Raw genomic sequence first — 26,334 nt, forward strand, 5'->3', positions numbered from 1 at the left:
AATGACAACGAAGAAAAATAATGTACGTGAAATTGCCTTGGACCTATTAACAACAATTGAGAAAAACCAATCATATAGCAATTTACTTCTTAACACGACGATTGAAAAAAATGAGCTGTCACAAAAAGATGTAGGATTGTTAACGGAATTAACCTATGGAACCTTGCAAAGAAAAATGGCCTTGGACTTCTACCTGAATCCGTTTATCAAAGATAATAAAAAGTTAGCTGATTGGATTCATCATTTACTCAGGCTTACGCTTTATCAGATGGTGTATCTTGATCGTATTCCAGATCGAGCAGCTATCTACGAAGCAGTGGATATTGCGAAGAAGCGAGGACATAAAGGAATTGCCAGTTTGGTAAATGGAGTTTTACGAAGTATACAAAGAAAAGGACTCCCTTCATTAAATGAAATTTCTGATCCAAACAAAAGATTAGCAATGGAAACAAGTCATCCAGAATGGCTCGTAACTAGATGGGTGGATCAATTTGGGTTTGATAAAACAAAAGAAATGTGTGAAATTAACTTAACAGCACCAATGCAAACAGCAAGAGTGAATCTGACAAAAATTTCGCGAGATGAGTGTGTTGCTCTTTTAGAAGAGGATGGCTTTCAAATTGAAAAAAGTCCTATAATACCTGAAGCAATTAGATGTTTAAAGGGAAACTTAGCTTCCACGATTTCCTTTAAATATGGAATGTTTACCATTCAGGATGAAAGCTCCATGCTTGCTACTTACGCATTAGGGGCAGAGAAAGATGAGTTTGTCCTCGATGCTTGCGCAGCACCTGGTGGAAAAAGTACACATATTGCTGAAAAAATGAATAATACGGGTGAAGTGATCTCGGTTGATCTCCATCAGCATAAGGTACGATTAATTAACGATAACGCACGCCGTTTAGGGTTAGAAAATATTAAAACAAGTGTATCTGATTCTAGACATTTACAGGATAAGTTTAAGGATGTATTATTTGACCGCATTCTTCTCGATGCTCCATGTTCTGGCCTTGGAGTAATGAGACGAAAGCCCGATATGAAATATACAAAAACTGAAAAAGATTTAGAGCGGTTAAGTACCATACAGCAGGATTTATTGAAGTCAGTATCGCCTTTACTAAAAAAGGGTGGCATTCTTGTCTACAGTACATGTACAGTGGATAAAGAGGAGAATGAAAATACTGTATTGAAGTTCTTGGAGAATAATTCAGACTTTGAACCTGATTTAACTTTTAAAGATAGGATGCCGGAAGCTGTTCAGCCATTCATAACAGGATATGATTTGCAAGTCTTTCCACAGGATTTTGGCTCAGACGGTTTTTATATTGCAGTACTAAAAAAAGTATAAGCGCCTAGGTGCTGAAGTTAGACAATTGAAAGAAGGTGTAAACAGTTGGAACAATTAAATACAACTGAGAAGAAAACAACATTAGATAATAACCTGCCCTCCATCTATTCCTTGGAGCTTCATCAATTAAAGGAATGGTTATCAGAGAATGGAGAAAAACCATTCCGTGCAGAGCAAATCTTCGATTGGCTTTACAAAAAAAGAATTACTTCTTTTGAAGAGATGAGCAACTTAGCAAAAGGCTTAAGAGATAAGCTAGCAAATCATTTTCAAATCACTACCTTAAATACGGTCATTCAACAGACTTCAGCTGATGGAACGATTAAGTTCTTATTTGAACTTCATGATGGATATTCGATTGAAACCGTTCTAATGCGTCATGATTACGGGAACTCCGTTTGTGTTACAACTCAGGTTGGCTGTCGAATTGGCTGTACTTTTTGTGCATCGACATTAGGTGGATTGAAAAGGCATCTAGAAGCAGGCGAGATTGTTGCCCAAGTAGTTAAGGTACAACAGGCACTTGATGAAACAGAGGAACGTGTAAGCTCTGTGGTCATTATGGGTATTGGTGAACCATTTGATAACTATGATAATATGATGTCTTTTCTAAAAATAATCAATCATGATAAAGCACTAAATATCGGAGCGCGGCATATTACCGTTTCGACTAGTGGTATTGTACCTAAAATTTATCAGTTTGCTGATGAAGATTTGCAGATTAATTTTGCTATTTCACTCCATGCTCCGAATACGGAATTGCGTTCAAGGTTAATGCCAATCAATAAAGCCTATAAACTTGATGACTTAATGAAAGCAGTACGATATTATATCGATAAGACAGGTCGTCGAATTAGCTTCGAATACGGTCTTTTTGGTGGAGTGAATGATTCCACAGAGCATGCAGAGGAATTAGCAACTCTTTTAAATGGGATTAAATGCCATGTGAATCTTATTCCAGTTAATTATGTCCCTGAAAGGGATTATGTTCGTACTCCAAGGGACAAAATTTTTGATTTTGAAAAAACACTTAAAAAACGTGGTATTAATGTGACAATTCGCCGAGAGCAGGGGTCAGATATTGCTGCAGCATGTGGACAACTTCGTGCAAAGGAGCGAAAAGAGGAGACGAGGTAAATATATGAAAGCAGTTTTCATGACAGATCGAGGGAAAGTACGACTTCATAATGAGGATGCTGGAGGAGTATTTGTAAACCAGGATGGTGATCGCCTAGCCATTGTTGCTGATGGGATGGGAGGTCACCGTGCAGGTGATGTTGCCAGTGAAATGACAATCGCACAATTAAAAAGTGAATGGGAAGCCTCTAAAGGGATTTCTACTGCTGAGGAAGCCGAGCAATGGTTGAAGGAAAAAATAACAATAGTTAATCAAATACTGTTCGACCATGCGAAGAATCATCCTGAATGTGACGGAATGGGTACAACGATCGTTGCGGCTATAGCCACTGATCTCTTTGCAACTTTAGCAAATATTGGAGACAGCCGTGGCTATATTTATAATGAATCTGGATTTAAACAGGTTACAGAAGACCATTCACTTGTAAATGAACTTGTGAGGTCTGGACAAATCTCGAAAGAAGATGCCGAACACCATCCAAGAAAAAATGTGTTACTCCGAGCTTTAGGAACAGAGAAAATGGTTGAGATGGATACTAAAACCATAATGTTCGAAGAAGGGGATATTATCCTTTTATGTTCAGATGGTCTTTCAAATAAAGTAAGTGAAAAAGAAATGATGACCATTCTTTTAAATGAAGATCATTTAGAACAAAAAGCAGATTCACTTATCTCACTAGCCAACAACTACGGTGGAGAAGATAACATTACACTGGCTATTGTAGAGTTTAGTGATGTCAGCGAGGGTGATGCATAAATGATGATTGGAAAAAGATTAAGCGGCCGCTATAAAATCTTGGATATGGTTGGCGGAGGCGGAATGGCTAATGTTTATTTAGCCCACGATATGATCCTTGATCGTGATGTGGCTGTTAAAATGCTTCGCCTTGATTTTGCCAATGACGAGGAATTTATCCGGAGATTCCGTAGGGAAGCTCAATCAGCAACAAGCCTTGCACACCCTAATATTGTTAGTATTTACGATGTGGGCGAAGAAAATGATTTATATTATATTGTGATGGAATATGTGGATGGACAGACATTAAAACAATACATACAGCAGAATTCTCCATTAAAAGTCGAGGATGCCATCGGGATCATGAGGCAGTTAACTTCAGCCATTTCTCATGCTCATCAAAATCATATAATCCATCGTGATATTAAGCCTCATAATATCTTGGTTGACCATGATGGGAATGTAAAGGTGACTGATTTTGGAATTGCTATGGCACTAAGTGCAACAAGCATCACACAGACTAATTCAGTCTTAGGCTCTGTTCATTATTTATCACCCGAGCAAGCACGTGGTGGAATGGCAAATGGAAAGTCGGATATATATTCCTTAGGAATTGTTATGTTTGAATTGTTGACTGGCCGGCTCCCATTCTCAGGTGAATCAGCCGTATCCATCGCTTTAAAGCATCTCCAATCGGAAACACCTTCTGTAAGAAGGTGGAACTCAAACATTCCACAAAGTGTGGAAAACATTGTTCTTAAGGCAACTGCCAAAGATCCTTTTCATCGCTATAACAGTGTAGAAGAAATGGAAGAAGACTTACGCACGGCGCTTGACACAGAAAGGGTAAATGAAGCAAAGTTTGTTATTCCGATAGATAATGATGCGACAAAAGCGATTCCAGTTATAACAAATGATAAACCCCTTAAAAATTTGGATGAAACATTAGTTCATAGTAATGAGAAGCCATTGCCTGGTCCAAAGGATGACTTAAAGGGGAATTCCGGCAAAAAGAAACGTAAAAAGTGGCCAGTAATATTAATATCTACCTTTCTTGTATTAGCCATTCTTGGAATATTAGCAATTACCTTTTTACCTGGATTATTATCTGCGAAGGATGTAAAAATCCCAGATGTAAGCGGCCTTGAGCTGGATGAAGCAATATCCAAGCTCAAGCTAAGTGGGTTAGAAGTGGACAAAAAGATTGAGATCGAAGATGAAAACGTAGAAAAAGGAAATGTGGTAAAGACTAATCCTGAAAGCGGCACTACAGTAAAGGAAAATTCAAAAATAAACCTTTATATCAGTACGGGCAAAGAAAAATTTGAACTATCCGATTATGTGGGCCGGCAATATGAAGATGTCATTCGTTTGTTGGATAATTATAATTTCAAAGATATTAAAAAAATCGAGAAACACGATGATAGTGAGCCTGGAACCATCATAAGTCAGAATCCTTCAGGTGGCGAAAAGGTTGTACCTGAGGAAACTGAATTAGAGTTTGAAGTAAGTAAGGGGCCGGAAAAAATTGTATTAAAGGATTTAACACAATACAATTTAAAAGGAGCTCAAGATTATGCGGCTCTAGTGGGATTAACCCTTGATGCTTCACAAGAAAAATATGATGATAATATCCCGGCAGGTATGGTTATGTCCCAATCTCCTGAACCAGGAACCGAGTTGAAAAAGGGAGACAAGGTGACGGTCGTGATATCAAAAGGGAAAGAAGATAAACCACCAAAAGAGGTTATCATTGAACTAGATATTCCTTTTGAGCCAGCAGTTCCAGGAGAGCCCGGTCAGAAGCAGCTTGTTACGATCTTGATTGAGGATATGAATCATAGTATGACAGAACCTGCAGAGACCTTCTATATTACGGAAAACACAAAGAAACAAATTAAATTGATGATTCCGTACGGGAAGAAAGCCGGCTACAAGGTCATTCGTGATTCAAAAGTTATTATTGATGAAAATAAAAACTACTCAGATGTGGAATAAATGTAGCTAAATCTGCCTGTATAAAAATGAATGCGCTCGTACAGATTTTAAAGGGAAGCCTAACGATTTGTTTAGAATTAGAGGCAAGGAGTGTAGCTATGCCAGAAGGAAAAATTGTTAAAGCATTAAGTGGTTTTTATTATGTTCTTCATAATGAAAGACTGATCCAGTGTAGGGGAAGAGGCGTCTTTCGGAAAAACAAGATTACCCCACTTGTGGGAGATGAGGTCGTTTTTCAAGCGGAAAATGATTTAGAAGGATACATTTTAGAAGTGAAAGAGCGCAAAAATGAATTGGTGCGGCCACCCATTGCCAATGTTGATCAGGCTATTCTTGTGTTTTCGGCTGTTGAACCTGACTTTAGTACAGTACTATTGGATAGGTTTCTAGTTTTAGTTGAGTATAATCACATCGAACCACTAATCTGTATTACAAAAATGGATTTAACAAATGAAGCGCAAAAACAAGTGATATCTGAATTCGCAGAACACTATCGGAAAGCTGGTTATGAGGTCATTCTTACATCATCAGAAACAGAAATGGGGATTGAATTGTTAAATCCACATGTGGAGAATAAAATTTCTGTTTTTGCAGGTCAATCGGGAGTAGGAAAGTCTTCCTTATTAAATGTACTGAGACCTGATTTAGAATTAAAAACAAATGATATATCATCACATCTAGGCCGAGGGAAGCATACAACAAGACATGTTGAACTCATTCAAATTGGCCAAGGTCTCATTGCAGATACACCAGGATTTAGCTCATTAGAATTTACAAACATTGAAGCAGAAGAGTTAACTTTTTGTTTTCCGGAGATACAAAGAGCCAGTGAAAATTGTAAGTTTAGAGGATGTTTACATGTGACTGAGCCTAAATGTGGAGTAAAGTCGGGAGTTGAATCAGGTGAAATACCGGGTTACCGGTATCAACATTATGTGGACTTCCTCCAAGAAATAAAAGATAGAAAGCCGAGGTACTAACATGGTGAAAATAGCACCCTCAATTCTTTCAGCTGATTTTTCTAAATTAGGAGAAGAGGTTTTAGCTGTTGAGAAAGGAGGAGCTGACTACATTCATATTGATGTCATGGACGGTCATTTTGTACCCAATATCACAATTGGTCCACTTATAGTGGAAGCTATTCGTCCAGTCACAAAATTGCCGCTTGATGTTCATTTAATGATTGAAAATCCTGATCAGTATATAGAAGCGTTTGCTAAAGCGGGAGCTGATTATATAACTGTTCATGTGGAAGCATGTCGTCATCTCCACCGAACCATTCAGAGTATTAAATCATTTGGAATTAAGGCAGGGGTGGTCTTAAATCCAGCGACCCCAGTTGAAACCATCCAACATATTATTGGTGACATTGATATGGTGTTATTAATGTCAGTCAATCCAGGGTTTGGGGGACAAACATTCATCCCTGAGGTTCTTCCCAAAATCAAAAAAGTAAAAGCGTTAGCTGAGCAAAAAGGGGTAGATATCGAAATCGAAATTGATGGCGGTGTCAACCCTGAAACAGCAAAGGATTGCATTGAAGCAGGGGCAACTATCCTTGTTGCAGGATCAGCTGTATATAATCAACCTGACTATGCAAAAGCAATTTCATTAATAAGAGGCTAGAAAGAAGAGGTTGACACGCAGTCAGCCTCTTTCCTTATTGAAAAAGGGGAATTTTATATGATGATTATTAACATTCTTGCGGGAGGTCCAGAAGACCTGCTCCCGGACTTAACAGAATATATAGAAGAAAACAGCATTTGGATTGGAGTAGACCGCGGAGTATATCATTTATTAAGAAAAAACATCAAACCAACCATTGCATTTGGAGACTTTGATTCTGTTTCACAGGAAGAATGGAACTTCATTGAAGGACAGGTTTCTGAACTTAAGAAATTTAAACCAGAGAAAGACGAAACTGACATGGAACTTGCCCTTAACTGGGCATTAGAGCAGAAACCAGTTATTGTCCGATTATTTGGGGCAACCGGGGGAAGATTAGACCATTTATTGGCCAATGTACATCTTTTGTTAAACCCTTTAAGAGCAAAAAACCCCGCTCATGTGACCTTGATCGACCGCTTTAACACGGTTTTTTTAAGTGATCCAGGAAGCTATACCATTGAAAAAAGAAAAGGACAAAAATACATTTCATTTGTACCGTTAACCCTTGAGGTTAGTAAACTCACACTGGAAGGCTTTAAATTCCCATTGAAAAACCGGCATATTTCACTCGGGTCGACACTATGTATTAGTAATGAACTTATTAGTGATTATGGTACTTTTTCATTTTCCGAAGGCATATTAATAGTGATAAGAAGTCACGATTAATAGGCAAAACTATTAGGTACTGATTTCGTTCGTTAGAATAAACTGTTAGGGCGTACGAAAAAAGTGAGATTAAATAAGCAGGGAGATTTGTGAGGAGGGACAGTATGAAATTTTATACAATTAAACTGCCAAAATTTTTAGGCGGACTAGTCCGAGCGATGATTGGGGCATTTAAAAAGAATGAATAGAAATATATAAAAGTACAAGAATGGTATCGTTTTTAATTAATACCCTTTTTTTGGCACCCGCCTCGTCTGGGTGCTTTTTATTTTCTTAATTGGGAATAATAAAAGAATGGAGTACATTTGTACTTTTTTGTTAAATACTTAGTAAATCCTTTTTGGGCAAAAAGAAAGAGCATCCAAACATAGGATGCTCAGGTCCTTTATTATACGCGTTCTACTTTACCTGATCTTAACGCTCTTGCAGAAACCCAAACACGCTTAGGCTTTCCATCAACAAGAATACGTACTTTTTGTAGGTTAGCACCCCATGTACGCTTGTTTGCGTTCATAGCGTGTGAACGTGCGTTACCAGTTGTTGTTTTCTTTCCAGTGACTACACATTTACGTGGCATAATGATTTCCCTCCTTAACTACCAAAAGGCTTTATACAGCTATCTTTTAGATGCTCATCTGGATATAGAAAATTGACTAACCAAATTTTCTAGTCTTGAGATACCTTAATAATTTATCACACAACCCAATTGAATGCAATAGTTGTATATAAACCTTTCAAGAAAAAAACCTTGACATAGGTATAAATTAAATGCTCTTATATTATACAGGCAAGTATGACTTTCAATATTGGGTTGACTATAGTAAAATGACTGTAGTCAAGGAGCAATTTTCCAAAGGGGGAACGATTCATGTCCATCGAATTAAAAACTAAGTACGGACAAATTGATATTTCAAACGAAGTAATCGCTACCATTGCCGGAGGAGCAGCTATCGAATGCTATGGTATCGTCGGTATGGCCTCTAAAAATCAAATTAAAGATGGGATTACGGAAATACTACGAAAAGAAAACTTTACTCGAGGCGTAATTGTGCGCCAGGAAAATGAGGCATTACATATTGATATGTACATTATTGTTAGCTATGGAACGAAGATTTCCGAAATTGCCCACAACGTGCAATCAAAGGTTAAATATACCCTCGATAAGACAGTTGGACTTGCCGTTGACTCGGTAAATATTTACGTTCAGGGAGTTCGAGTAACGAATCCGTAAGTTCGTACTGCGAACCGCAAGTAGAGGAGGAAAATTTTGTGTCAATAACAGCATTAGATGGAAAACGTTTTGCCGAAATGGTAATTCAAGGTGCAAATCATTTGGCAGCAAATGCTAAAATGGTTGATGCTTTGAACGTTTTTCCTGTGCCCGACGGTGATACTGGAACAAATATGAACTTATCAATGACCTCCGGGGCGAAGGAAGTAAGAAATAATGTTCAGGAACATATTGGTAAAGTTGGAGTTTCCCTTTCAAAAGGGTTGCTAATGGGAGCACGTGGAAATTCAGGAGTTATTCTTTCCCAATTATTCCGCGGCTTTTCTAAAGCGGTTGAATCGAAAGCTGAGATTTCCGCGAAAGATTTTGCACAAGCATTAGACGCAGGCGTAGAAACAGCTTATAAAGCGGTAATGAAGCCTGTAGAAGGAACGATCCTAACAGTTGCGAAGGATTCGGCTAAGAAGGGTGTGCAAGTTGCCCAAAAATCCAATGATATTATTATGATCATGGAAGAAGTGGTGAAAGAAGCAAAGGCTTCATTAAAGCGTACGCCTGATTTACTACCCGTATTAAAAGAAGTAGGTGTGGTAGATAGTGGCGGACAAGGACTTGTTTTCGTTTACGAAGGCTTCCTTGCAGTTTTAAAGGGTGAAGAGCTTCCTGAATCTCCCATTACTCCCTCGATGAACGAAATGGTTAATGCTGAGCATCATAAAAGTGTCCAGAGTCATATGAATACAGCGGATATTGAATTTGGATATTGTACAGAATTCATGGTAAGGTTTGAAGCTGATAAGGTGACTAAGCATCCATTTGATGAAGGCGATTTCCGTAACGACCTAAGTAAGTTAGGTGATTCTTTGTTGGTGATTGCTGATGAAGATGTAGTAAAAGTGCATATTCATTCTGAGCAGCCTGGTGAAGTATTAACCTACGGACAAAAGTATGGAAATTTAATTAACATGAAAATAGAAAATATGCGTCAGCAGCATACTAATATTGTAGGTGAATCCCATACAGCAAAAGATTCCGAGCTTCCTAAAGCTCCAAAAGAACTTCAAGAATACGGAATAGTTACTGTTTCGATGGGTTCAGGAATTGCGGAATTATTTAAGAGTATTGGTGCGCATGCTGTCATTGAAGGCGGGCAGACGATGAATCCGAGCACGGAAGATATCGTTAAAGCCGTTAAAGAAGTTAATGCAAAAAAGGTATTTATCTTACCGAATAACAAAAATATTATCATGGCCGCTCAGCAGGCAGCTGATGTTTCAGACGAAGAAATTTATGTCATCCCGTCAAAAACGGTTCCTCAAGGACTATCAGCATTGTTAGCTTTCAATCCTTCAACAGATGTGAAGGCTAACGAGTCTGCAATGATGGATGCCCTACAGCATGTTAAGACGGGACAAATTACGTTCGCCGTTCGAGACACGCAAATTGATGGCTTAGAAATTGAAAAAGATGATTTCATGGGCATCTCTGAGGGGAAAATTGTTATAAAAAACAAAGACAAAGAAAACGCAGCGAAAGAACTGCTTTCTCAGATGTTAGACGAAGATTCAGAAATTCTAACCATTATCTTCGGTGAGGATGTTACAGAGGAAGAAGTAACCAGTCTTACACAATTTGTGGAAGAAAACTTTGCTGATGTTGAAATAGAAGTACATAATGGTGGTCAGCCATTATATTCTTTTATCTTTTCAATTGAATAAGGAACGGCTAAAATAGAAGGGGTTACCCTTCTATTTTTTTTGATATAAGTGTCGTTTAATAATTTTTAGAATAATGTTTAGAGATAGATTCAGGCAAAGGGAGAGAATGCATGTGAAGTATAGAAGTGTGTTCGACATTATTGGTCCGGTTATGATAGGCCCATCCAGTTCACATACGGCAGGGGCCGCGAGAATAGGTCGTGTGGCAAGAAGTTTATTTGGCAGAGAACCCAAATGGGCAAATATCTCATTGTATGGGTCCTTTGCAAAAACGTATAAGGGTCATGGAACAGATGTAGCCATAGTTGGTGGATTATTAGATTTTGACACAGATGATAAAAGAATTATAAATGCTATTGATATCGCAGAAGCTAGTGGCATGAAATTACGTTTTATAGAAGAAGATGCTGTGACAGATCATCCAAATACAGCTAGAATCTTCATTGGCGATCATGATGGGGAACTAGAGTTAGTAGGAATCTCAATAGGCGGCGGGAAAATTGAGATTACTGAGCTTAATGGCTTTGAACTAAAGTTATCAGGGAATCATCCTGCTATTCTTGTTGTTCATAACGACCGTTTTGGAGCCATAGCTGCTGTTTCCAACACTCTTGCTAAATATGAAATAAATATTGGTCACATGGAGGTATCCCGAAAAGAAAAAGGGAAACTGGCACTGATGACTATTGAAGTGGATCAAAATATGGATAATAGCATTTTACTAGAGCTTGAACAACTTCCAAATATTTTAAAAGTGACCAAAATTGTAGATTAACAACTAGAGGGAGGAAGATATGTGTTTCGTAATGTTGCTGAATTAGTTGAACTTGCCAATAGTCAAAATAAAAAAATCTCAGAAATTATGATAGAACAGGAAGTTTCCGTTACAGGCAGATCAAGAGAAGAAGTCTTTGCATTTATGGACCGAAATCTAAAAGTGATGGAAGAAGCTGTTGAAAGAGGGATAAAAGGAGTTTCCTCTCATTCTGGATTAACCGGAGGCGATGCGGTTCTTTTACAAAAGTATATTGAAAAGGGAAATTTCTTATCAGGAGAAACGATTCTTGATGCAGTAAGTAAAGCTGTCGCTACGAATGAAGTGAATGCAGCAATGGGAACCATCTGTGCTACACCAACGGCAGGTTCTGCTGGTGTAGTTCCAGGAACCTTATTTGCTGTTCAAAGGAAGCTTAAGCCAACTCGGGAGCAAATGATTTCCTTTCTATTTACTGCAGGGGCATTTGGTTTTGTTGTTGCAAATAATGCTTCTATCTCAGGTGCTGCTGGAGGCTGTCAGGCGGAAGTTGGGTCAGCTGCTGGAATGGCTGCGGCTGCGATTGTTGAACTGGCAGGCGGTACCCCGGAGCAGTGCGCAGAAGCGATGGCCATTACACTAAAGAACATGCTTGGTTTAGTTTGTGACCCAGTTGCAGGGCTTGTAGAGGTTCCGTGTGTGAAACGAAATGCGATGGGCGCTGCAAATGCGATGGTTGCAGCTGATATGGCGTTAGCAGGCATTACAAGTCGTATTCCATGTGATGAGGTCATTGACGCCATGTATAAAATTGGTCAATCGATGCCTACAGGACTAAAAGAAACCGCGCAGGGAGGGTTGGCGGCTACACCGACAGGTCGAAGACTCGAAGCGAAGATTTTCGGTATACCGCTCAAAGATAGTGAATCCAAATCTTAACCAATCAATTACAGTCTTAAAGGGAATTGGTGAAGAAACTGCAGAGATATTCTCAGAAATGAAGATTTTTACGATTCAAGATTTACTTGAGTATTTTCCATATCGTTATGAAGATTATTCGTTAAAAGAACTGACGGAAGTACAGCATGATGAGAAAGTAACGGTTGAAGGGAAGGTTCATAGCGAGCCTTCTCTTGTCTATTATGGCAGGAAGAAATCCAAATTAACGTTCCGTCTTTTTGTTGGATCGTACTTAATTAAAGTAGTTTTTTTTAATCAGCCCTATTTAAAAAATAAAATCATAATGAATGAAACCATAACTGTAACGGGAAAATGGGATGCACATCGGCAAACCATTACAGCCAATGAGATGCAGGCAGGACCAAATGCAAAATCCAAAGACTTTGAGCCCGTTTACTCATTACGAGGGAAGTTAACAATTAAGGGAATGCGGAAATTTATTCACCTGGCCTTCCATCAATACGGGGGTGATCTTGAGGAAACTCTTCCGACTGCTTTTGTAAAAAAATATCGTCTCTTGGGCAGGAAAGAAGCATTGAGAGTCATGCATTTCCCTGATAGCCCGGAGGAAGTGAAACAGGCAAGACGTCGTTTTGTTTATGAAGAGTTCCTCTTATTTCAATTAAAAATGCAGGCATTGAGGAAATTTGAGAGAGAGCATTCTCCAGGAGTAGAACAAAACTATGATTTAACTAAAGTAAAGGATTTTATTGAAGGTCTTCCTTTTCCATTAACAAATGCTCAAAAACGAGTGGTTAATGAAGTGTTGTCGGAGTTAAAATCTAAACTCCGCATGAACCGCCTTTTACAGGGAGATGTTGGGTCTGGTAAGACAGTGGTTGCTGCGATTGGTTTATATGCCAGTGTAACAGCTGGTTATCAAGGGGCGCTTATGGTCCCAACTGAAATCTTAGCTGAACAGCATGCAGAATCATTAAAGAATTTACTCGAACCGTTTAAGGTGAAATGCGAGCTATTAACAAGCTCCGTTAAAGGAAAACGCAGGAGGGAAATCCTGCAAGAATTAGCAGAAGGAAAAGTAGATATATTAATTGGTACACATGCCCTGATTCAAGATGAGGTGATCTTTAAGAAGCTTGGTTTTGTTATTACCGATGAACAGCATCGTTTCGGCGTGGAGCAGCGAAGAGTATTAAGGGAAAAAGGAGAGAATCCTGATGTACTCTTTATGACAGCCACTCCGATTCCTCGGACATTAGCGATTACGGTCTTTGGTGAAATGGATGTTTCCATTATTGATGAGATGCCAGCGGGAAGAAAGGCGATTGAAACTTACTGGGCAAAGCCAGAAATGCTAGAGCGTGTACTTTCCTTTGTCGAAAAAGAATTAAGGAAGGGACATCAAGCCTATGTTATATGCCCGTTAATTGAGGAATCGGACAAGCTTGATGTTCAAAATGCAATTGATGTGCATACTACTTTAAACCACTATTTTAAGGACCGTTATAAAGTGGGGCTTATGCATGGCCGCTTGAGTTCAGAAGAAAAGGATTCTGTTATGAAGGCTATTAGTATGAACGAAGTACAGGTACTCGTTTCAACTACTGTGGTGGAAGTAGGGGTAAATGTACCGAATGCAACGATGATGGTTATTTATGATGCAGAAAGATTTGGGTTGTCTCAGCTCCACCAGCTTCGCGGGCGTGTGGGGCGTGGTAGTGATCAATCGTATTGTATTTTACTTGCCAATCCAAAGTCAGAGGTCGGTCAAGAGAGAATGAGAATCATGACAGAGACAACTGATGGGTTTGTACTTAGTGAAAAGGATCTTGAATTAAGAGGACCTGGTGACTTCTTTGGTCGAAAACAAAGCGGTGTGCCTGAATTTAAAGTAGCTGACATGGTTCATGATTACAGAGCCCTCGAAACAGCACGAAATGATGCTGCAATGCTGATCCAATCGGAGGTATTTTGGAACGAGCCAGACTATGAATACCTAAGAAAAAAACTAGAAGAATCAGGAGTGTTAGAAGGCGAAAAGCTAGATTAAAACTTGGTATTATGTTGAGTGAATCGGTAGGCCCGAAGACTTCTGAAACAAAGAAAGCAGATATGTAGGATGAAAATTAATCTTGCAATCTGCTTTTTCAAATTTTATACTACTATTAGTACCTAGTCATAAGATCTCGGACGGTGTGAAAAATAATGAGAAAAAGTAAAAAAGAACGTCAACACTTGTTGACGACCACTATAAAAGATAATCCCTTTATTACCGATGAGGATTTAGCTGAAAATTTTCAAGTGAGTGTACAAACGATTCGTCTTGACCGTCTTGAATTGTCCATTCCCGAACTGCGTGAGCGGATTAAAACAGTCGCTGAGAAACGATTTGAAGACGAAGTGCGCTCATTACCACTTGAAGAAGTTATCGGTGAAATCATTGATATAGACTTAGATCAAAGTGCGATCTCTATTTTTGATGTAAAAGAAGAACATGTCTTCAAGCGCAATAATATTGCTCGGGGACATCACGTTTTTGCACAGGCCAATTCTCTTGCAGTTGCAGTAATTAATGATGAATTAGCGCTAACAGCAAAAGCAAATATTCAATTTAAGCGGTCGGTAAAATTAAATGAACGAGTAATAGCGAAAGCAAAAGTGACAAAAATAGATGAGAAGGTTGACAGAACTTTTGTTGAAGTAACTAGTTTTGTGAATAATGAGCTCGTATTTACTGGAGAATTTGAAATGTACCGTTCGAAAAATGGTTAAAGGATGAGAAAAATGAAATTAGCAATTGATGCTATGGGTGGCGACAATGCCCCAAAAGAGATTGTCTTAGGTGCACTGAAAGCTGTTGAAACATATTCTGATATACATATCACCCTAGTAGGGGATGAAAATAGAATAAAAGAAACCCTTACTAGTCATGACCGAATTTCAATTTTACATACGACAGAAGTGATACTTGGAACGGATGAACCAGTTAGAGCGGTTCGTCGAAAAAAGACTGCTTCCATGGTGTTAGCTGCCCAACAGGTAGCTGACGGAGCAGCCGATGCTTGCATTTCAGCAGGCAATACAGGTGCATTAATGGCAGCGGGCCTTTTTGTTGTCGGTAGAATTGAAGGTATTGACCGTCCGGCCTTAGCACCTACACTGCCAACGATTGGTGGAGAGGGCTTCCTGCTCTTAGATGTCGGGGCAAACGCAGATGCCAAGCCCGAGCATTTGCTTCAAAATGCCATCATGGGCTCTATATACAGCCAAAAAGTAAGAGGGATTGAAAAACCTAGAGTCGGTCTTTTAAATATTGGTACTGAAGAAAAGAAAGGGAATGAGCTGACTAGGCAGGCTTTTGACCTTTTAAAAAATGCAGATTTAAATTTTGTTGGCAATGTTGAAGCAAGAGATTTGCTTGAAGGTGTAGCTGATGTAGTCGTAACCGATGGATTTACGGGCAATATGGTATTAAAAACGCTTGAAGGTACTGCTCTTTCCATGTTTAAAATGTTAAAAACTGCTCTTATGAGTAGTTTTACAAGTAAACTAGCTGCTGCGGTTCTAAAGCCTAATCTTATGACTTTAAAAAATACAATGGATTATTCCGAGTATGGCGGTGCTGGATTGTTCGGATTAAAAGCACCCGTTATTAAGGCGCATGGTTCTTCTAATGCTCAATCGATTTTTAGTGCGATCCGCCAAACGAGAGAAATGGTTAGTAATGATGTCGTTGGCTTAATTAAGCACACGGTTGAAGCGGACAATACTGCAAAATAGAACGTTAAAAGGAGTGTCGATATGAGTAAGGTAGCATTTGTGTTTCCTGGACAAGGGTCACAGACAGTAGGAATGGGGAAAGAACTGGCTGAAAAATACTCCGAGGTAATGGGATATTTTGAAAAAGCAGATAAAACACTAGATACCAAACTCAGCCAGCTTATTTTTGAAGGTCCGAAAGAAGAATTGACCAAAACCTATAATACCCAGCCTGCATTGTTAACAACAAGTATGGCCATTTTAGACTTTTTTCGAAAATCTGGAATCCAAGCTGACTTTGTTGCTGGACATAGCCTAGGAGAGTACACGGCATTAGTAGCGGCAGGTGTATTAAGCTTTGAAGAGGGTGTATTTGCGGTTAGGAAACGTGGAGAGTTTATGGAACATGCTGTACCGAATGGCGAAGGTTCTATGGCTGCAGTGCTTGGCCTAGATCGTGACCCTCTTTCAGACGTAACAAAAGCAGTAAGTGAAGAGGGCTTCCCGGTTTCTTTAGCTAATTTAAACTGTCCCGGACAAATTGTCATTTCTGGTTCACGAGAAGGGGTAGAACGAGCAGGTGTGAAAGCGAAAGAAGCCGGCGCCAAAAGAGTCCTTCCTTTAGAGGTAAGCGGGCCTTTCCATTCATCATTAATGAAACCAGCTGCAGAACAGTTGCGTGAAGTGCTAGATGGGATGGAGATGAAGGATGCTGAAATACCGGTTGTCATAAATGTTACAGCTCAACCTGTTAGTAATGCTTCTGAAATAAAGGATAAGTTAATCGAGCAGTTATATTCCCCAGTACAATGGGAGGATTCTGTTACTAAAATGATTGACCTTGGAGTCGATACTTTCATCGAGATTGGTCCTGGAAAAGTTCTGTCAGGATTAATCAAAAAAATTGATAAAACAGTTAAGACATACGCAGTAACTGATGAGGAAAGTGCAATGGCAGTAATGGAAGCTTTAAAGGAGGAAAAACTATGAGTTTAGCAGGGAAGGCAGCGCTTGTTACCGGAGCATCAAGAGGAATCGGCAGGGAAATTGCTCTTGAGCTGGCAAGACAAGGAGCAAATGTTGCAGTAAATTTTTCTGGTAGCGAAGCAAAAGCAAATGAAGTAGTTGATGAGATTAAAGCCCTCGGCAGAGATGCTGTGGCGATAAAATGTGATGTTTCAAATACAGTAGAAGTGACTGAAATGGTTAAAGCATCGATTGACCGCTTTGGTAAACTAGACATCCTCATAAATAACGCAGGTATTACAAGGGACAACCTTTTAATGCGAATGAAGGAAGAAGAATGGGATGATGTAATTAATACTAACCTTAAAGGTGTATTCCTTTGTACAAAAGCGGTAACAAGACAAATGATGAAACAACGAGTGGGCCGCATCATTAATATTGCTTCCGTTGTTGGTGTAAGTGGGAATCCAGGGCAAGCTAACTATGTAGCTGCAAAAGCGGGAGTTATTGGCTTAACAAAAACAACTGCTAAGGAATTAGCGTCACGTAATATTACAGTGAATGCAGTTGCTCCAGGGTTTATTACTACTGATATGACAGATAAATTATCTGAGGAAGTAAAAGCGGAAATGTTAAAACAGATCCCGTTAGCAAGATTAGGAGAAGCTAAGGATATCGCTAAAATCACTGCTTTCATAGCTTCTGATGACTCATCGTATATTACTGGCCAAACCTTCCATGTAAATGGCGGTATGGTAATGTAATTAGAAAAGCGGAAGCGCCTTGTTCAGCCCCGACAGGCAAATGTTCTTCGGCGGGAAAAGTCCGCCTTTTGACTTTTCTTGCCGAAGGTTATTTGACCCGAGGGGCTAGGCGCTGGAGCTAGAGCTGGACAATTTTCAATGTAGAGGGTTCATATCTAAGTAGTTAAAAATCAGTAATCTAATTTTAATCAAAAACAACATTTATTATTTTATTGAAATACTCTATAATAGCTTGAGGGGAGGTGAACGAGCATGGCAGAGGTATTAGAACGTGTTACAAAAATCATCGTTGACCGCTTAGGTGTTGATGAGTCTCAAGTAAAGCTTGAAGCTTCTTTTAAAGATGATCTTGGCGCTGATTCCCTTGACGTAGTTGAACTAGTAATGGAATTGGAAGATGAGTTCGATATGGAAATTTCTGACGATGATGCTGAAAAAATCAGCACTGTTGGTGATGCTGTTAATTACATAAATAGCAGTAAGTAATCTCGTTAGATTTTATTCACAAAGCTCCGTTTTCAAACGGAGCTTTATTCTGTATGATAGAACTTGGCAGAGTAAACTATCTGCCAAGTTTCTTTGCGTTTTCAAAGAAACTTTTTTAAACTCATAATAGGCAATGTCTGTAAACTAAATGCAAGGTGGAGACTTTATGCGCAAAAACGGTAAAGAAAAAGAGTTGAACAATCGCGCAAAGGAAAATCAATTTAAGGATTTTCAAACGACAATTGGAATTACTATTGAAAATGAAAAATTACTAAAGCAAGCTTTTACTCATTCATCCTATGTGAATGAGCATCGCAGAAAGCCTTTCGAGGATAATGAAAGACTTGAATTTTTAGGAGATGCTGTACTGGAGCTAACTGTTTCCCAATTTCTTTTTAAGAAATATCCTACCATGACAGAAGGAGAATTAACGAAACTAAGAGCAGCCATTGTGTGTGAGCCATCACTCGTTTCTTTTGCTAATGAGCTTAAGTTTGGTAATCTCATTTTGTTGGGAAAAGGGGAAGAAATGACAGGCGGAAGAGAACGCCCTGCTTTATTAGCGGATGTGTTTGAGGCGTTCATAGGAGCTCTCTATTTAGATCAAGGAATTGATAAAGTCATTGAATTCCTTGAATTGGTCGTTTTTCCTAAAATAAATGCTGGTGCTTTTTCTCATGTGATGGATTTTAAAAGTCAATTACAGGAACTCATTCAAAGAGATGGAACAGGTACATTAGAATACAAAGTCTTATTAGAAAAAGGTCCAGCACATAACAAGGAGTTTGTTTCCAAAGTGTCCTTAAATGGAGATGAGCTAGGAGTAGGAACTGGGAAATCGAAAAAAGAAGCCGAACAGCATGCCGCCCAAATGGCACTGGACGTATTAAAAGCGAAAACAACCTAGAAATGTCAAAATGTTTGCAGGAGAAATCCCGGGTTGCATGGGGAGGATAATGAAATGTTTTTAAAACGGTTGGACATCATTGGATTTAAATCGTTCGCAGACCGCATTGGAGTTGATTTTGTTCCTGGGGTTACGGCTGTAGTGGGTCCCAATGGGAGTGGCAAAAGTAATATAACTGATGCGATCCGCTGGGTCCTAGGTGAACAGTCCGCTAAATCTTTACGAGGAAGTAAAATGGAAGATATCATTTTTGCCGGCAGTGATACTAGAAAAGCTCTGAATTTCGCTGAGGTATCACTGACACTGGATAATCAGGACCAAGGAATCGGGTTAGATTACAATGAAGTAAGTGTGACCAGACGTGTCTCACGTTCAGGCGAAAGTGAATTTTACATTAACAAACAGCCCTGCAGGCTGAAGGATATTATCGATTTGTTTATGGATTCAGGTCTTGGCAGAGAAGCCTTTTCCATCATTAGTCAAGGAAAAGTAGAAGAAATATTAAACAGTAAAGCTGAGGATCGCAGAACTATCTTCGAAGAAGCAGCTGGTGTTTTAAAATACAAAAACCGGAAGAAAAAAGCAGAGGTAAAATTATTTGAAACACAGGATAATTTAAACCGAGTGAATGATATTTTACACGAACTGGAAAGTCAGGTAGAGCCACTTAAAATTCAAGCATCGATGGCTAAGGATTTTCTGGAGAAAAAAGAAGAACTAGAAAAAATAGAAGTAGCATTAACTGTGTTTGAAATTGAAGACCTACACCAGAAATGGGAAAACCTTTCTAAACAACTAGAAGAACATCAGCAGGAAGAGTTAAAGCTATCATCAGATTTACAGGTCAAAGAAGCTAAAATAGTTGAAACAAGAGACCGAATTTCTGCATTAGACGAATCGATTACAGACCTGCAAAATGTTTTACTTCATGCAAGTGAAGAACTTGAAAAGCTCGAAGGCCGTAAAGAAGTATTGAAGGAACGGAAAAAGAATGCTGCTCAAAACAAAGAACAGCTGAAAATGAATATCACTGAGTTGACTGGAAAAATCAGCCAGCTTCAAAAAAATAGGGACATGCAGGCAAAGTCAGTTAATGAACTAGGTGAACAGGTTCATTCATTACAGGCCGAACTAAAGGAAAAACAAGAAAAGCTACAACTTTTCACCGAAAATATAGAAGAAAAAATTGATAGCTTAAAAAGTGAATATATTGAGCTGCTCAATCAGCAGGCTGGTGCTAAAAATGAATTGAAATATATTGACCAGCAATTGGAGCAACAAGAGAGAAAAAGCTCGCGTCTTGATTCAGAGAATACGAAATACATTCAAGAACGACAAATTGCTCAATCCAAGATGGAGCAAATTCAATCTTTATTAGCAGATTTTCAAAAACAATTAGCAGACCAAGTGGTAGCGTTTCGCGATCAACACAAAAAGCTTGAAATGGTAAAAAATAATTATGAAAAACAAGAAAAGATGCTGTATCAAGCCTATCAGCTGCTTCAACAGGCAAAATCAAGAAAAGAAATGCTCGAAGAGATGGAAGAAGATTATTCCGGGTTCTTCCAAGGGGTTAAAGAGGTTCTAAAGGCAAGGGATCATAAGCTAAAGGGAATTGAAGGCGCAGTAGCAGAATTAGTTACCGTTCCAAAAGAATATGAAACAGCACTCGAAACAGCTTTTGGGGGTGCCCTTCAGCATATTGTTGTTGATACCGAGCAAAATGCACGGACAGCGATCCAATATTTAAAACAACATTCATATGGACGAGCAACCTTCTTACCGCTTAGCGTTATTAAAGGCAGGCCTTTATCCGCTGCACAATTATCGTCCATTCAAAATCATCCATCCTTGATTGGAACAGCTGTCAGCCTTGTTAAATTTGAGTCAAGGTATGCTGAGGTAATGAATAACTTATTAGGGAATGTTGTGATTACAAAAGACCTGAAGGGTGCCAATGAATTGGCAAAAATCCTTCAGTACCGCTGCCGTTTGGTCACGCTTGAGGGGGATATTGTTAATCCTGGTGGTTCCATGACGGGTGGTGCGGTTAAACAAAAGACATCCTCTCTATTAACTAGAAAAGGTGAACTAGAAGATTTAAAAGCCAAATTGGTTATTATGGAGAAAAAAACAGCTAGTCTAGAAAAAACGGTTAAATCCTTAAAAGAAGAAGTTCAACTGACTGATCAACAGCTAGACGAAATTCGAAAGAATGGCGAAGAATTGAGACTTAACGAGCAGGCTGTAAAGGGAGAACTGCGTGAAGCTGAGCTTGGAGTAAAAAATATTAACGAGCGGTTAGCGATATATGACCTTGAAAAAGGACAGTTTTCTGATGAAAAGAACGGCTTACTAAAACGAAAAGACGAATTATTTAATGCGCTAGAAACCTATCAAGTAAATGTTACAGAACTGGATACTCAAATTGTTAAATTAACAGAACAAAAAACCAGTGATTTAACTTCAAAGGAAACTTTGACGAATGAAATAAATGATTTAAAGGTAGAGTTTGCTTCTAAAAACGAGCAATTTACGAATATAAAAGAGAGATTTACGCTTACGATTGAGGACTTAGAAGAAAGCGAAAAAAAGCTAGCGCTTTATACGGAGGACCTTAGCCTATTGTCTTCTGAAATGACAAACAGTTCATCAGGTGAGGAGCAGCTTGAGGCTGCAGCTAAGTTGAAGCAGCAAGACAAAGAAGCCACTCTACAGCTAATTACTACTAGAAGACAGGAACGATTGTCCTTAGTGGATGTTCTTGAAGACATGGAATTAGAAGCTAAAGAGTTGAAAAGGCTCCATAAAGGAATGATCGTGGTATTAAAGGATGAGGAAGTCAAAATCAATCGTCTTGATGTCGAGCTTGAAAATCGACTGACACATCTTCGAGAAGAATATTTATTGTCATTTGAAGGGGCGAAGGAACAATATCCATTAACAATTCCTGTTGAGGAAGCACGGAAAAAGGTCAAGCTCATCAAACTTGCCATTGAAGAACTAGGAAGTGTGAATCTTGGTGCAATTGAAGAATATGAGCGTGTATCTGAGCGATATGAGTTTTTAAATGAGCAAAAGTCCGATCTCCAGGAAGCAAAAGATACCCTTTACCAGGTGATTGAAGAAATGGATATAGAAATGAAGAAACGCTTCGAACAAACCTTCAATGGAATTCGTGAGCACTTCGAACCAACCTTCCGAGCTCTTTTCGGTGGAGGAAGAGCGGATTTAGTTCTAACAGTACCCGAAGATTTATTAAATACCGGGGTAGAAATCGTTGCTCAACCTCCTGGGAAGAAGCTGCAGAATTTGGGACTCCTTTCAGGTGGAGAACGTGCATTAACTGCTATAGCCTTATTATTTTCTATCTTAAAGGTACGGCCTGTTCCATTTTGTATCCTTGATGAAGTGGAAGCGGCCCTAGATGAAGCCAATGTCTACCGTTTTAGCCAATATTTAAAGCAATATAGCAAGGAAACACAATTTATCGTGATAACCCATCGGAAAGGAACCATGGAAGAAGCAGATGTCCTTTATGGAGTAACTATGAAGGAATCAGGCGTATCCAAACTTGTATCAGTCCGACTAGAAGAAACAAAGGAACTCGTAGAATCTTAATTTTAGACTAAATTAATGCATTATGTTAATTTAACACACCTGTTGATTGGAGCGGAAGGCGCGAAGACTCCTGTGGGAGTATGGTTCAGGGGAGACCCCGCAGGCGCGTGCGCCGAGGAGGCTCGCCGAAACACCCACGGAAAGCGAAGTGCCTGGAGCGGAAATCAACAGACAAGTTTAACAAAGCCTAATTAAAAAGGAAGTGGTAGAATGAGTTTTTTTAAAAAACTAAAAGAGAAAATTACGAAATCAACAGATTCCGTAACCGAGAAGTTTAAGGAAGGCTTAACGAAAACAAGAGACAATTTCTCAGGAAAAGTAAACGACCTTGTAGCAAGATATCGAAAAGTCGATGAAGACTTCTTTGAAGAATTAGAAGAGATATTAATTCAAGCAGATGTCGGCTTTGATACAGTAATGCGATTAATTGAAGAATTAAAGACGGAAGTAAAACGCAGAAATATTCAGGATCCGCAGGAAGTTCAGAGTGTTATTTCTGAAAAGCTAGTAGAGATCTATAATTCTGGAGAAGAACAATCCTCTAAATTAAATATTCAAGAGGAAGGCTTAACTGTTATTTTGTTTGTCGGGGTCAATGGTGTTGGAAAAACGACCACAATTGGCAAACTTGGACATAAATTTAAGAGTGAAGGCAAAAAGGTTTTAATGGCAGCAGGGGACACTTTCCGTGCTGGTGCGATTGAACAGTTAGAAGTATGGGGTGATAGAGTCGGAGTGGAAGTCATCAAGCAGGCAGAAGGTTCTGACCCGGCAGCCGTTATGTACGATGCCATCCAGGCGGCAAAATCCCGTCAGGCAGATATTTTACTTTGCGACACTGCAGGCCGCCTGCAAAATAAAGTGAACTTAATGAAAGAGTTAGAAAAGGTGAAGCGTGTCATTGAACGGGAAGTACCAGGTGCACCACATGAAGTCATTTTAGTTCTAGATGCAACGACTGGTCAAAATGCTCTCATCCAGGCAAAGACCTTTAAAGAAGTGACAAATGTAAGTGGAATCGTTCTTTCTAAGCTAGACGGTACGGCAAAGGGCGGTATTGTTCTTGCGATTCGTAATGAATTGAAAATTCCTGTAAAATTTGTCGGTCTGGGTGAAAAAATGGATGATCTTCAAGAGTTTGATGCAGAGAAATACGTGTATGGACTCTTTGCGGATCAGGTAGAACAAACCGAATAATGGATGTAAAGGTATTATCTTGACAGAAAGTGCCTGACTGTGTAAACTACTCATGTAAAGGCTTTTCACTTAACATGATATTGGAGGGATAGGCATGCTTGAAAAAACAACACGAATGAATTATCTTTATGATTTTTATTATTCGTTGTTAACGCCAAAGCAGCAAAGCTATATGTCTCTCTATTATTTAGATGATTATTCTCTTGGTGAAATTGCCGATGAGTATGACGTAAGCCGTCAGGCCGTTTATGATAATATTAAACGGACGGAAGCCATGCTCGAGGAGTATGAGGAAAAGCTTCTATTATTCCAAAAATTTCAAGAGCGGGCAAGTTTAATCAGACATTTGAACGAATTGCTTAATGAGGAGAACCCTTCAAAGCAAGCAATGTTAGAAACCGTTGCTGAGCTTGAGAAATTAGATTAGGAGGCGGCATACATGGCATTTGAAGGATTAGCCGACCGACTGCAGAATACAATCCAAAAGATCCGTGGAAAGGGAAAGGTCTCTGAAGCGGATGTAAAAGAAATGATGCGTGAAGTTCGTCTCGCATTATTAGAAGCAGACGTAAATTTTAAAGTCGTTAAAGATTTTGTTAAAAAAGTAAGTGAACGATCTGTTGGACAGGAAGTACTGAAAAGTTTAACTCCAGGTCAACAGATTATCAAAATCGTTAATGAAGAATTGACGGCTTTAATGGGTGGCGAGCAGAGTAAGATTGCTGCATCCAACCGCCCACCTACAGTCATAATGATGGTTGGTCTGCAGGGTGCGGGTAAGACAACTACTTCTGGAAAGCTAGCTCTTTTGCTTCGAAAGAAGTACAACCGCAAACCATTGCTCGTTGCTGCCGATATTTACAGGCCTGCGGCAATTAAGCAACTCCAAACGCTGGGTAAACAATTAGATATGCCTGTTTTTTCACTTGGCGATCAAGTAAGTCCAGTTGAAATTGCGCGACAGGCGATTGCAAAAGCGAAAGAAGAACATCATGATTACGTTCTTATTGATACTGCAGGTCGACTCCATGTTGATGAAGCATTAATGGACGAGCTGAAAGATATTAAAGAGCTAACAAAGCCTGATGAAATTTTCTTAGTAGTTGATGCCATGACAGGTCAAGATGCCGTCAATGTTGCTCAAAGCTTTAACGAACAGCTTGGTCTTACCGGAGTTGTCTTAACAAAGCTAGATGGTGACACGAGGGGTGGAGCGGCACTTTCTATTCGTGCTGTCACACAAACACCGATCAAATTTGTCGGTCTTGGCGAGAAAATGGATGCCTTAGAGCCGTTTCATCCAGAACGGATGGCTTCTAGAATTTTAGGCATGGGTGATGTACTGACGCTGATTGAAAAAGCTCAAGCAAATGTCGATGAACAAAAGGCTAAAGAGTTAGAACAAAAAATGCGTACAGCTTCGTTTACCCTTGAGGATTTCTTGGATCAGCTAGGTCAGGTTCGAAATCTAGGACCCTTGGATGAATTGCTTAAAATGATGCCTGGTGCCAATAAAATCAAAGGTTTGAATAATATTCAGATCGATGAAAAACAAATTGCCCATGTGGAAGCGATTATCCAATCAATGACTAAAGCAGAAAAGAACAATCCGGAAATACTGAATGCAAACCGCAAACGCAGGATTGCTAAAGGTAGTGGACGCCCTGTCACAGAAGTAAATCGTTTATTAAAGCAATTTGAAGATATGAAAAAAATGATGAAACAAATGACAGGCATGCAACAAAAAGGCAAGAAAAAAGGCGGATTTAAATTCCCGTTTAAGCCGTTTTAAGTTGTAGAAAATTGGTAATAATGTATGTAAAGAAAAAACACTTTACAAACTATAAAAGAATTGATATTATACTATCTTGTGTGAAACTATTCGGAGGTGCTTATTTAAAATGGCAGTTAAAATTCGTTTAAAGCGTATGGGAGCAAAGAAAACTCCTTTCTATCGTATTGTTGTAGCAGATTCTCGTTCTCCTCGTGACGGACGTTACATTGAAGTAGTAGGAACTTACAATCCGGTTGTTCAACCTGCTTCAGTTCAAATCAATGAAGAATTAGCTCTTAAATGGTTAAAAGACGGTGCGAAACCATCTGATACAGTTCGTAACCTTTTCTCAAACCAAGGCATCATGGAGAAATTCCATAATGCAAAATTAAACAAGTAATCGAAGGTTAATATGAAACAATTAATCGAATCGATTGTTAAGCCTCTTGTAGATTTTCCTGAAGATGTCCAGGTTGACGTGATGGAAGATGACAGCCGCGTAACCTATCAGCTTACTGTTAACAAAACTGATATGGGAAAAGTGATTGGAAAACAAGGGCGTGTTGCAAAGGCCATTAGGACTGTTGTATATGCAGCAGGATCATCACAACAGAAGAAAATTTTTCTAGAAATTGGTGAATAGCTTTTTGCATCTAGATAAAGGGGGGATTCATTCCTCCCTT

At 39.1% G+C, this 26,334-nt stretch carries 26 protein-coding genes; 25 read left to right on the plus strand and 1 reads right to left on the minus strand.

Annotated elements, in window-relative coordinates; all coding sequences use genetic code 11:
* The first annotated feature begins 1 nt into the window (after position 1).
* From rsmB to spoVM, 8 genes are all read left to right on the plus strand, one after another.
* Positions 2 to 1,348 (plus strand): 16S rRNA (cytosine(967)-C(5))-methyltransferase RsmB, encoded by a 1,347-nt coding sequence (gene rsmB / locus AC3A54_RS13140; protein ID WP_487654783.1) that lies wholly within the window; start codon positions 2 to 4, stop codon positions 1,346 to 1,348.
* Positions 1,349 to 1,393: 45 nt separating this feature from the next.
* Positions 1,394 to 2,485, plus strand: coding sequence for a dual-specificity RNA methyltransferase RlmN (rlmN, locus tag AC3A54_RS13145; protein ID WP_487654784.1), 1,092 nt, complete (start codon positions 1,394 to 1,396; stop codon positions 2,483 to 2,485).
* Positions 2,486 to 2,489: 4 nt separating this feature from the next.
* A complete protein-coding gene (locus AC3A54_RS13150) occupies positions 2,490 to 3,242 on the plus strand; it encodes a Stp1/IreP family PP2C-type Ser/Thr phosphatase (protein ID WP_487654785.1) in 753 nt (250 codons plus the stop codon).
* The gene (gene pknB / locus AC3A54_RS13155; RefSeq protein WP_487654786.1) at positions 3,243 to 5,219 is read left to right on the plus strand and encodes a Stk1 family PASTA domain-containing Ser/Thr kinase; all 1,977 of its coding nucleotides are present in this window, start codon (positions 3,243 to 3,245) and stop codon (positions 5,217 to 5,219) included.
* Positions 5,220 to 5,317: 98 nt separating this feature from the next.
* The gene (rsgA, locus tag AC3A54_RS13160) at positions 5,318 to 6,199 is read left to right on the plus strand and encodes a ribosome small subunit-dependent GTPase A (RefSeq protein WP_487654787.1); all 882 of its coding nucleotides are present in this window, start codon (positions 5,318 to 5,320) and stop codon (positions 6,197 to 6,199) included.
* A gap of 1 nt (position 6,200) precedes the next feature.
* Positions 6,201 to 6,845, plus strand: coding sequence for a ribulose-phosphate 3-epimerase (rpe, locus tag AC3A54_RS13165; RefSeq protein WP_487654788.1), 645 nt, complete (start codon positions 6,201 to 6,203; stop codon positions 6,843 to 6,845).
* Positions 6,846 to 6,905: 60 nt separating this feature from the next.
* Positions 6,906 to 7,553: a thiamine diphosphokinase gene (locus tag AC3A54_RS13170; protein ID WP_487654901.1), complete on the plus strand. Its 648-nt coding sequence runs from the start codon at positions 6,906 to 6,908 to the stop codon at positions 7,551 to 7,553.
* A gap of 104 nt (positions 7,554 to 7,657) precedes the next feature.
* The gene (gene spoVM / locus AC3A54_RS13175) at positions 7,658 to 7,741 is read left to right on the plus strand and encodes a stage V sporulation protein SpoVM (protein WP_035445740.1); all 84 of its coding nucleotides are present in this window, start codon (positions 7,658 to 7,660) and stop codon (positions 7,739 to 7,741) included.
* A gap of 200 nt (positions 7,742 to 7,941) precedes the next feature.
* Here spoVM and rpmB read toward each other — a convergent pair whose 3' ends face one another.
* Complete coding sequence (gene rpmB, locus AC3A54_RS13180; RefSeq protein ID WP_007087786.1) at positions 7,942 to 8,130, minus strand: 50S ribosomal protein L28; 189 nt, start codon at positions 8,128 to 8,130, stop codon at positions 7,942 to 7,944.
* A 291-nt stretch (positions 8,131 to 8,421) separates the two neighbouring features.
* Here rpmB and AC3A54_RS13185 point away from each other — a divergent pair, with 291 nt between their 5' ends.
* The 17 genes from AC3A54_RS13185 to AC3A54_RS13265 all read left to right on the plus strand — a co-directional run bounded on the left by AC3A54_RS13185 (position 8,422) and on the right by AC3A54_RS13265 (position 26,294).
* Positions 8,422 to 8,784, plus strand: a complete 363-nt coding sequence (locus AC3A54_RS13185) for an Asp23/Gls24 family envelope stress response protein (RefSeq protein ID WP_144548976.1) — start codon at positions 8,422 to 8,424, stop codon at positions 8,782 to 8,784.
* A gap of 38 nt (positions 8,785 to 8,822) precedes the next feature.
* Positions 8,823 to 10,502 carry a DAK2 domain-containing protein gene (locus AC3A54_RS13190; protein ID WP_335544828.1) on the plus strand — a complete coding sequence of 560 codons (1,680 nt, stop codon included), beginning with the start codon at positions 8,823 to 8,825 and terminating at the stop codon, positions 10,500 to 10,502.
* 112 nt (positions 10,503 to 10,614) lie between these two features.
* Positions 10,615 to 11,277 carry an L-serine ammonia-lyase, iron-sulfur-dependent subunit beta gene (gene sdaAB, locus AC3A54_RS13195; RefSeq protein WP_335544829.1) on the plus strand — a complete coding sequence of 221 codons (663 nt, stop codon included), beginning with the start codon at positions 10,615 to 10,617 and terminating at the stop codon, positions 11,275 to 11,277.
* 21 nt (positions 11,278 to 11,298) lie between these two features.
* The gene (gene sdaAA / locus AC3A54_RS13200; RefSeq protein WP_487654789.1) at positions 11,299 to 12,195 is read left to right on the plus strand and encodes an L-serine ammonia-lyase, iron-sulfur-dependent, subunit alpha; all 897 of its coding nucleotides are present in this window, start codon (positions 11,299 to 11,301) and stop codon (positions 12,193 to 12,195) included.
* Positions 12,179 to 14,227 carry an ATP-dependent DNA helicase RecG gene (gene recG / locus AC3A54_RS13205; RefSeq protein WP_487654790.1) on the plus strand — a complete coding sequence of 683 codons (2,049 nt, stop codon included), beginning with the start codon at positions 12,179 to 12,181 and terminating at the stop codon, positions 14,225 to 14,227. Before sdaAA ends, recG begins: the two co-directional genes overlap by 17 nt.
* A gap of 155 nt (positions 14,228 to 14,382) precedes the next feature.
* Positions 14,383 to 14,949, plus strand: a complete 567-nt coding sequence (gene fapR / locus AC3A54_RS13210; protein ID WP_335544832.1) for a transcription factor FapR — start codon at positions 14,383 to 14,385, stop codon at positions 14,947 to 14,949.
* Between the two features lie 12 nt (positions 14,950 to 14,961).
* Positions 14,962 to 15,957, plus strand: coding sequence for a phosphate acyltransferase PlsX (gene plsX / locus AC3A54_RS13215; protein WP_335544833.1), 996 nt, complete (start codon positions 14,962 to 14,964; stop codon positions 15,955 to 15,957).
* A gap of 21 nt (positions 15,958 to 15,978) precedes the next feature.
* Positions 15,979 to 16,926 (plus strand): ACP S-malonyltransferase, encoded by a 948-nt coding sequence (gene fabD / locus AC3A54_RS13220; protein WP_487654791.1) that lies wholly within the window; start codon positions 15,979 to 15,981, stop codon positions 16,924 to 16,926.
* Positions 16,923 to 17,666, plus strand: a complete 744-nt coding sequence (gene fabG / locus AC3A54_RS13225) for a 3-oxoacyl-[acyl-carrier-protein] reductase (RefSeq protein ID WP_308080204.1) — start codon at positions 16,923 to 16,925, stop codon at positions 17,664 to 17,666. Before fabD ends, fabG begins: the two co-directional genes overlap by 4 nt.
* Before the next feature lie 252 nt (positions 17,667 to 17,918).
* Complete coding sequence (gene acpP, locus AC3A54_RS13230; protein ID WP_098528750.1) at positions 17,919 to 18,152, plus strand: acyl carrier protein; 234 nt, start codon at positions 17,919 to 17,921, stop codon at positions 18,150 to 18,152.
* 166 nt (positions 18,153 to 18,318) lie between these two features.
* A complete protein-coding gene (gene rnc / locus AC3A54_RS13235) occupies positions 18,319 to 19,059 on the plus strand; it encodes a ribonuclease III (RefSeq protein ID WP_487654792.1) in 741 nt (246 codons plus the stop codon).
* A gap of 54 nt (positions 19,060 to 19,113) precedes the next feature.
* A complete protein-coding gene (gene smc, locus AC3A54_RS13240; RefSeq protein ID WP_487654793.1) occupies positions 19,114 to 22,680 on the plus strand; it encodes a chromosome segregation protein SMC in 3,567 nt (1,188 codons plus the stop codon).
* A gap of 210 nt (positions 22,681 to 22,890) precedes the next feature.
* Positions 22,891 to 23,877, plus strand: a complete 987-nt coding sequence (ftsY, locus tag AC3A54_RS13245; RefSeq protein WP_335544844.1) for a signal recognition particle-docking protein FtsY — start codon at positions 22,891 to 22,893, stop codon at positions 23,875 to 23,877.
* Between the two features lie 94 nt (positions 23,878 to 23,971).
* Positions 23,972 to 24,304 (plus strand): putative DNA-binding protein, encoded by a 333-nt coding sequence (locus AC3A54_RS13250; protein ID WP_309865045.1) that lies wholly within the window; start codon positions 23,972 to 23,974, stop codon positions 24,302 to 24,304.
* Between the two features lie 12 nt (positions 24,305 to 24,316).
* Positions 24,317 to 25,669: a signal recognition particle protein gene (gene ffh / locus AC3A54_RS13255; RefSeq protein WP_335526323.1), complete on the plus strand. Its 1,353-nt coding sequence runs from the start codon at positions 24,317 to 24,319 to the stop codon at positions 25,667 to 25,669.
* Between the two features lie 109 nt (positions 25,670 to 25,778).
* The gene (gene rpsP / locus AC3A54_RS13260) at positions 25,779 to 26,051 is read left to right on the plus strand and encodes a 30S ribosomal protein S16 (protein ID WP_308080198.1); all 273 of its coding nucleotides are present in this window, start codon (positions 25,779 to 25,781) and stop codon (positions 26,049 to 26,051) included.
* Between the two features lie 12 nt (positions 26,052 to 26,063).
* On the plus strand, positions 26,064 to 26,294 hold the full coding sequence (locus AC3A54_RS13265) for a KH domain-containing protein (RefSeq protein WP_308080197.1): 231 nt from the start codon (positions 26,064 to 26,066) through the stop codon (positions 26,292 to 26,294).
* Positions 26,295 to 26,334: the final 40 nt, after the last annotated feature.

The organism is Neobacillus sp. Soil_C_43, assembly GCF_057656715.1.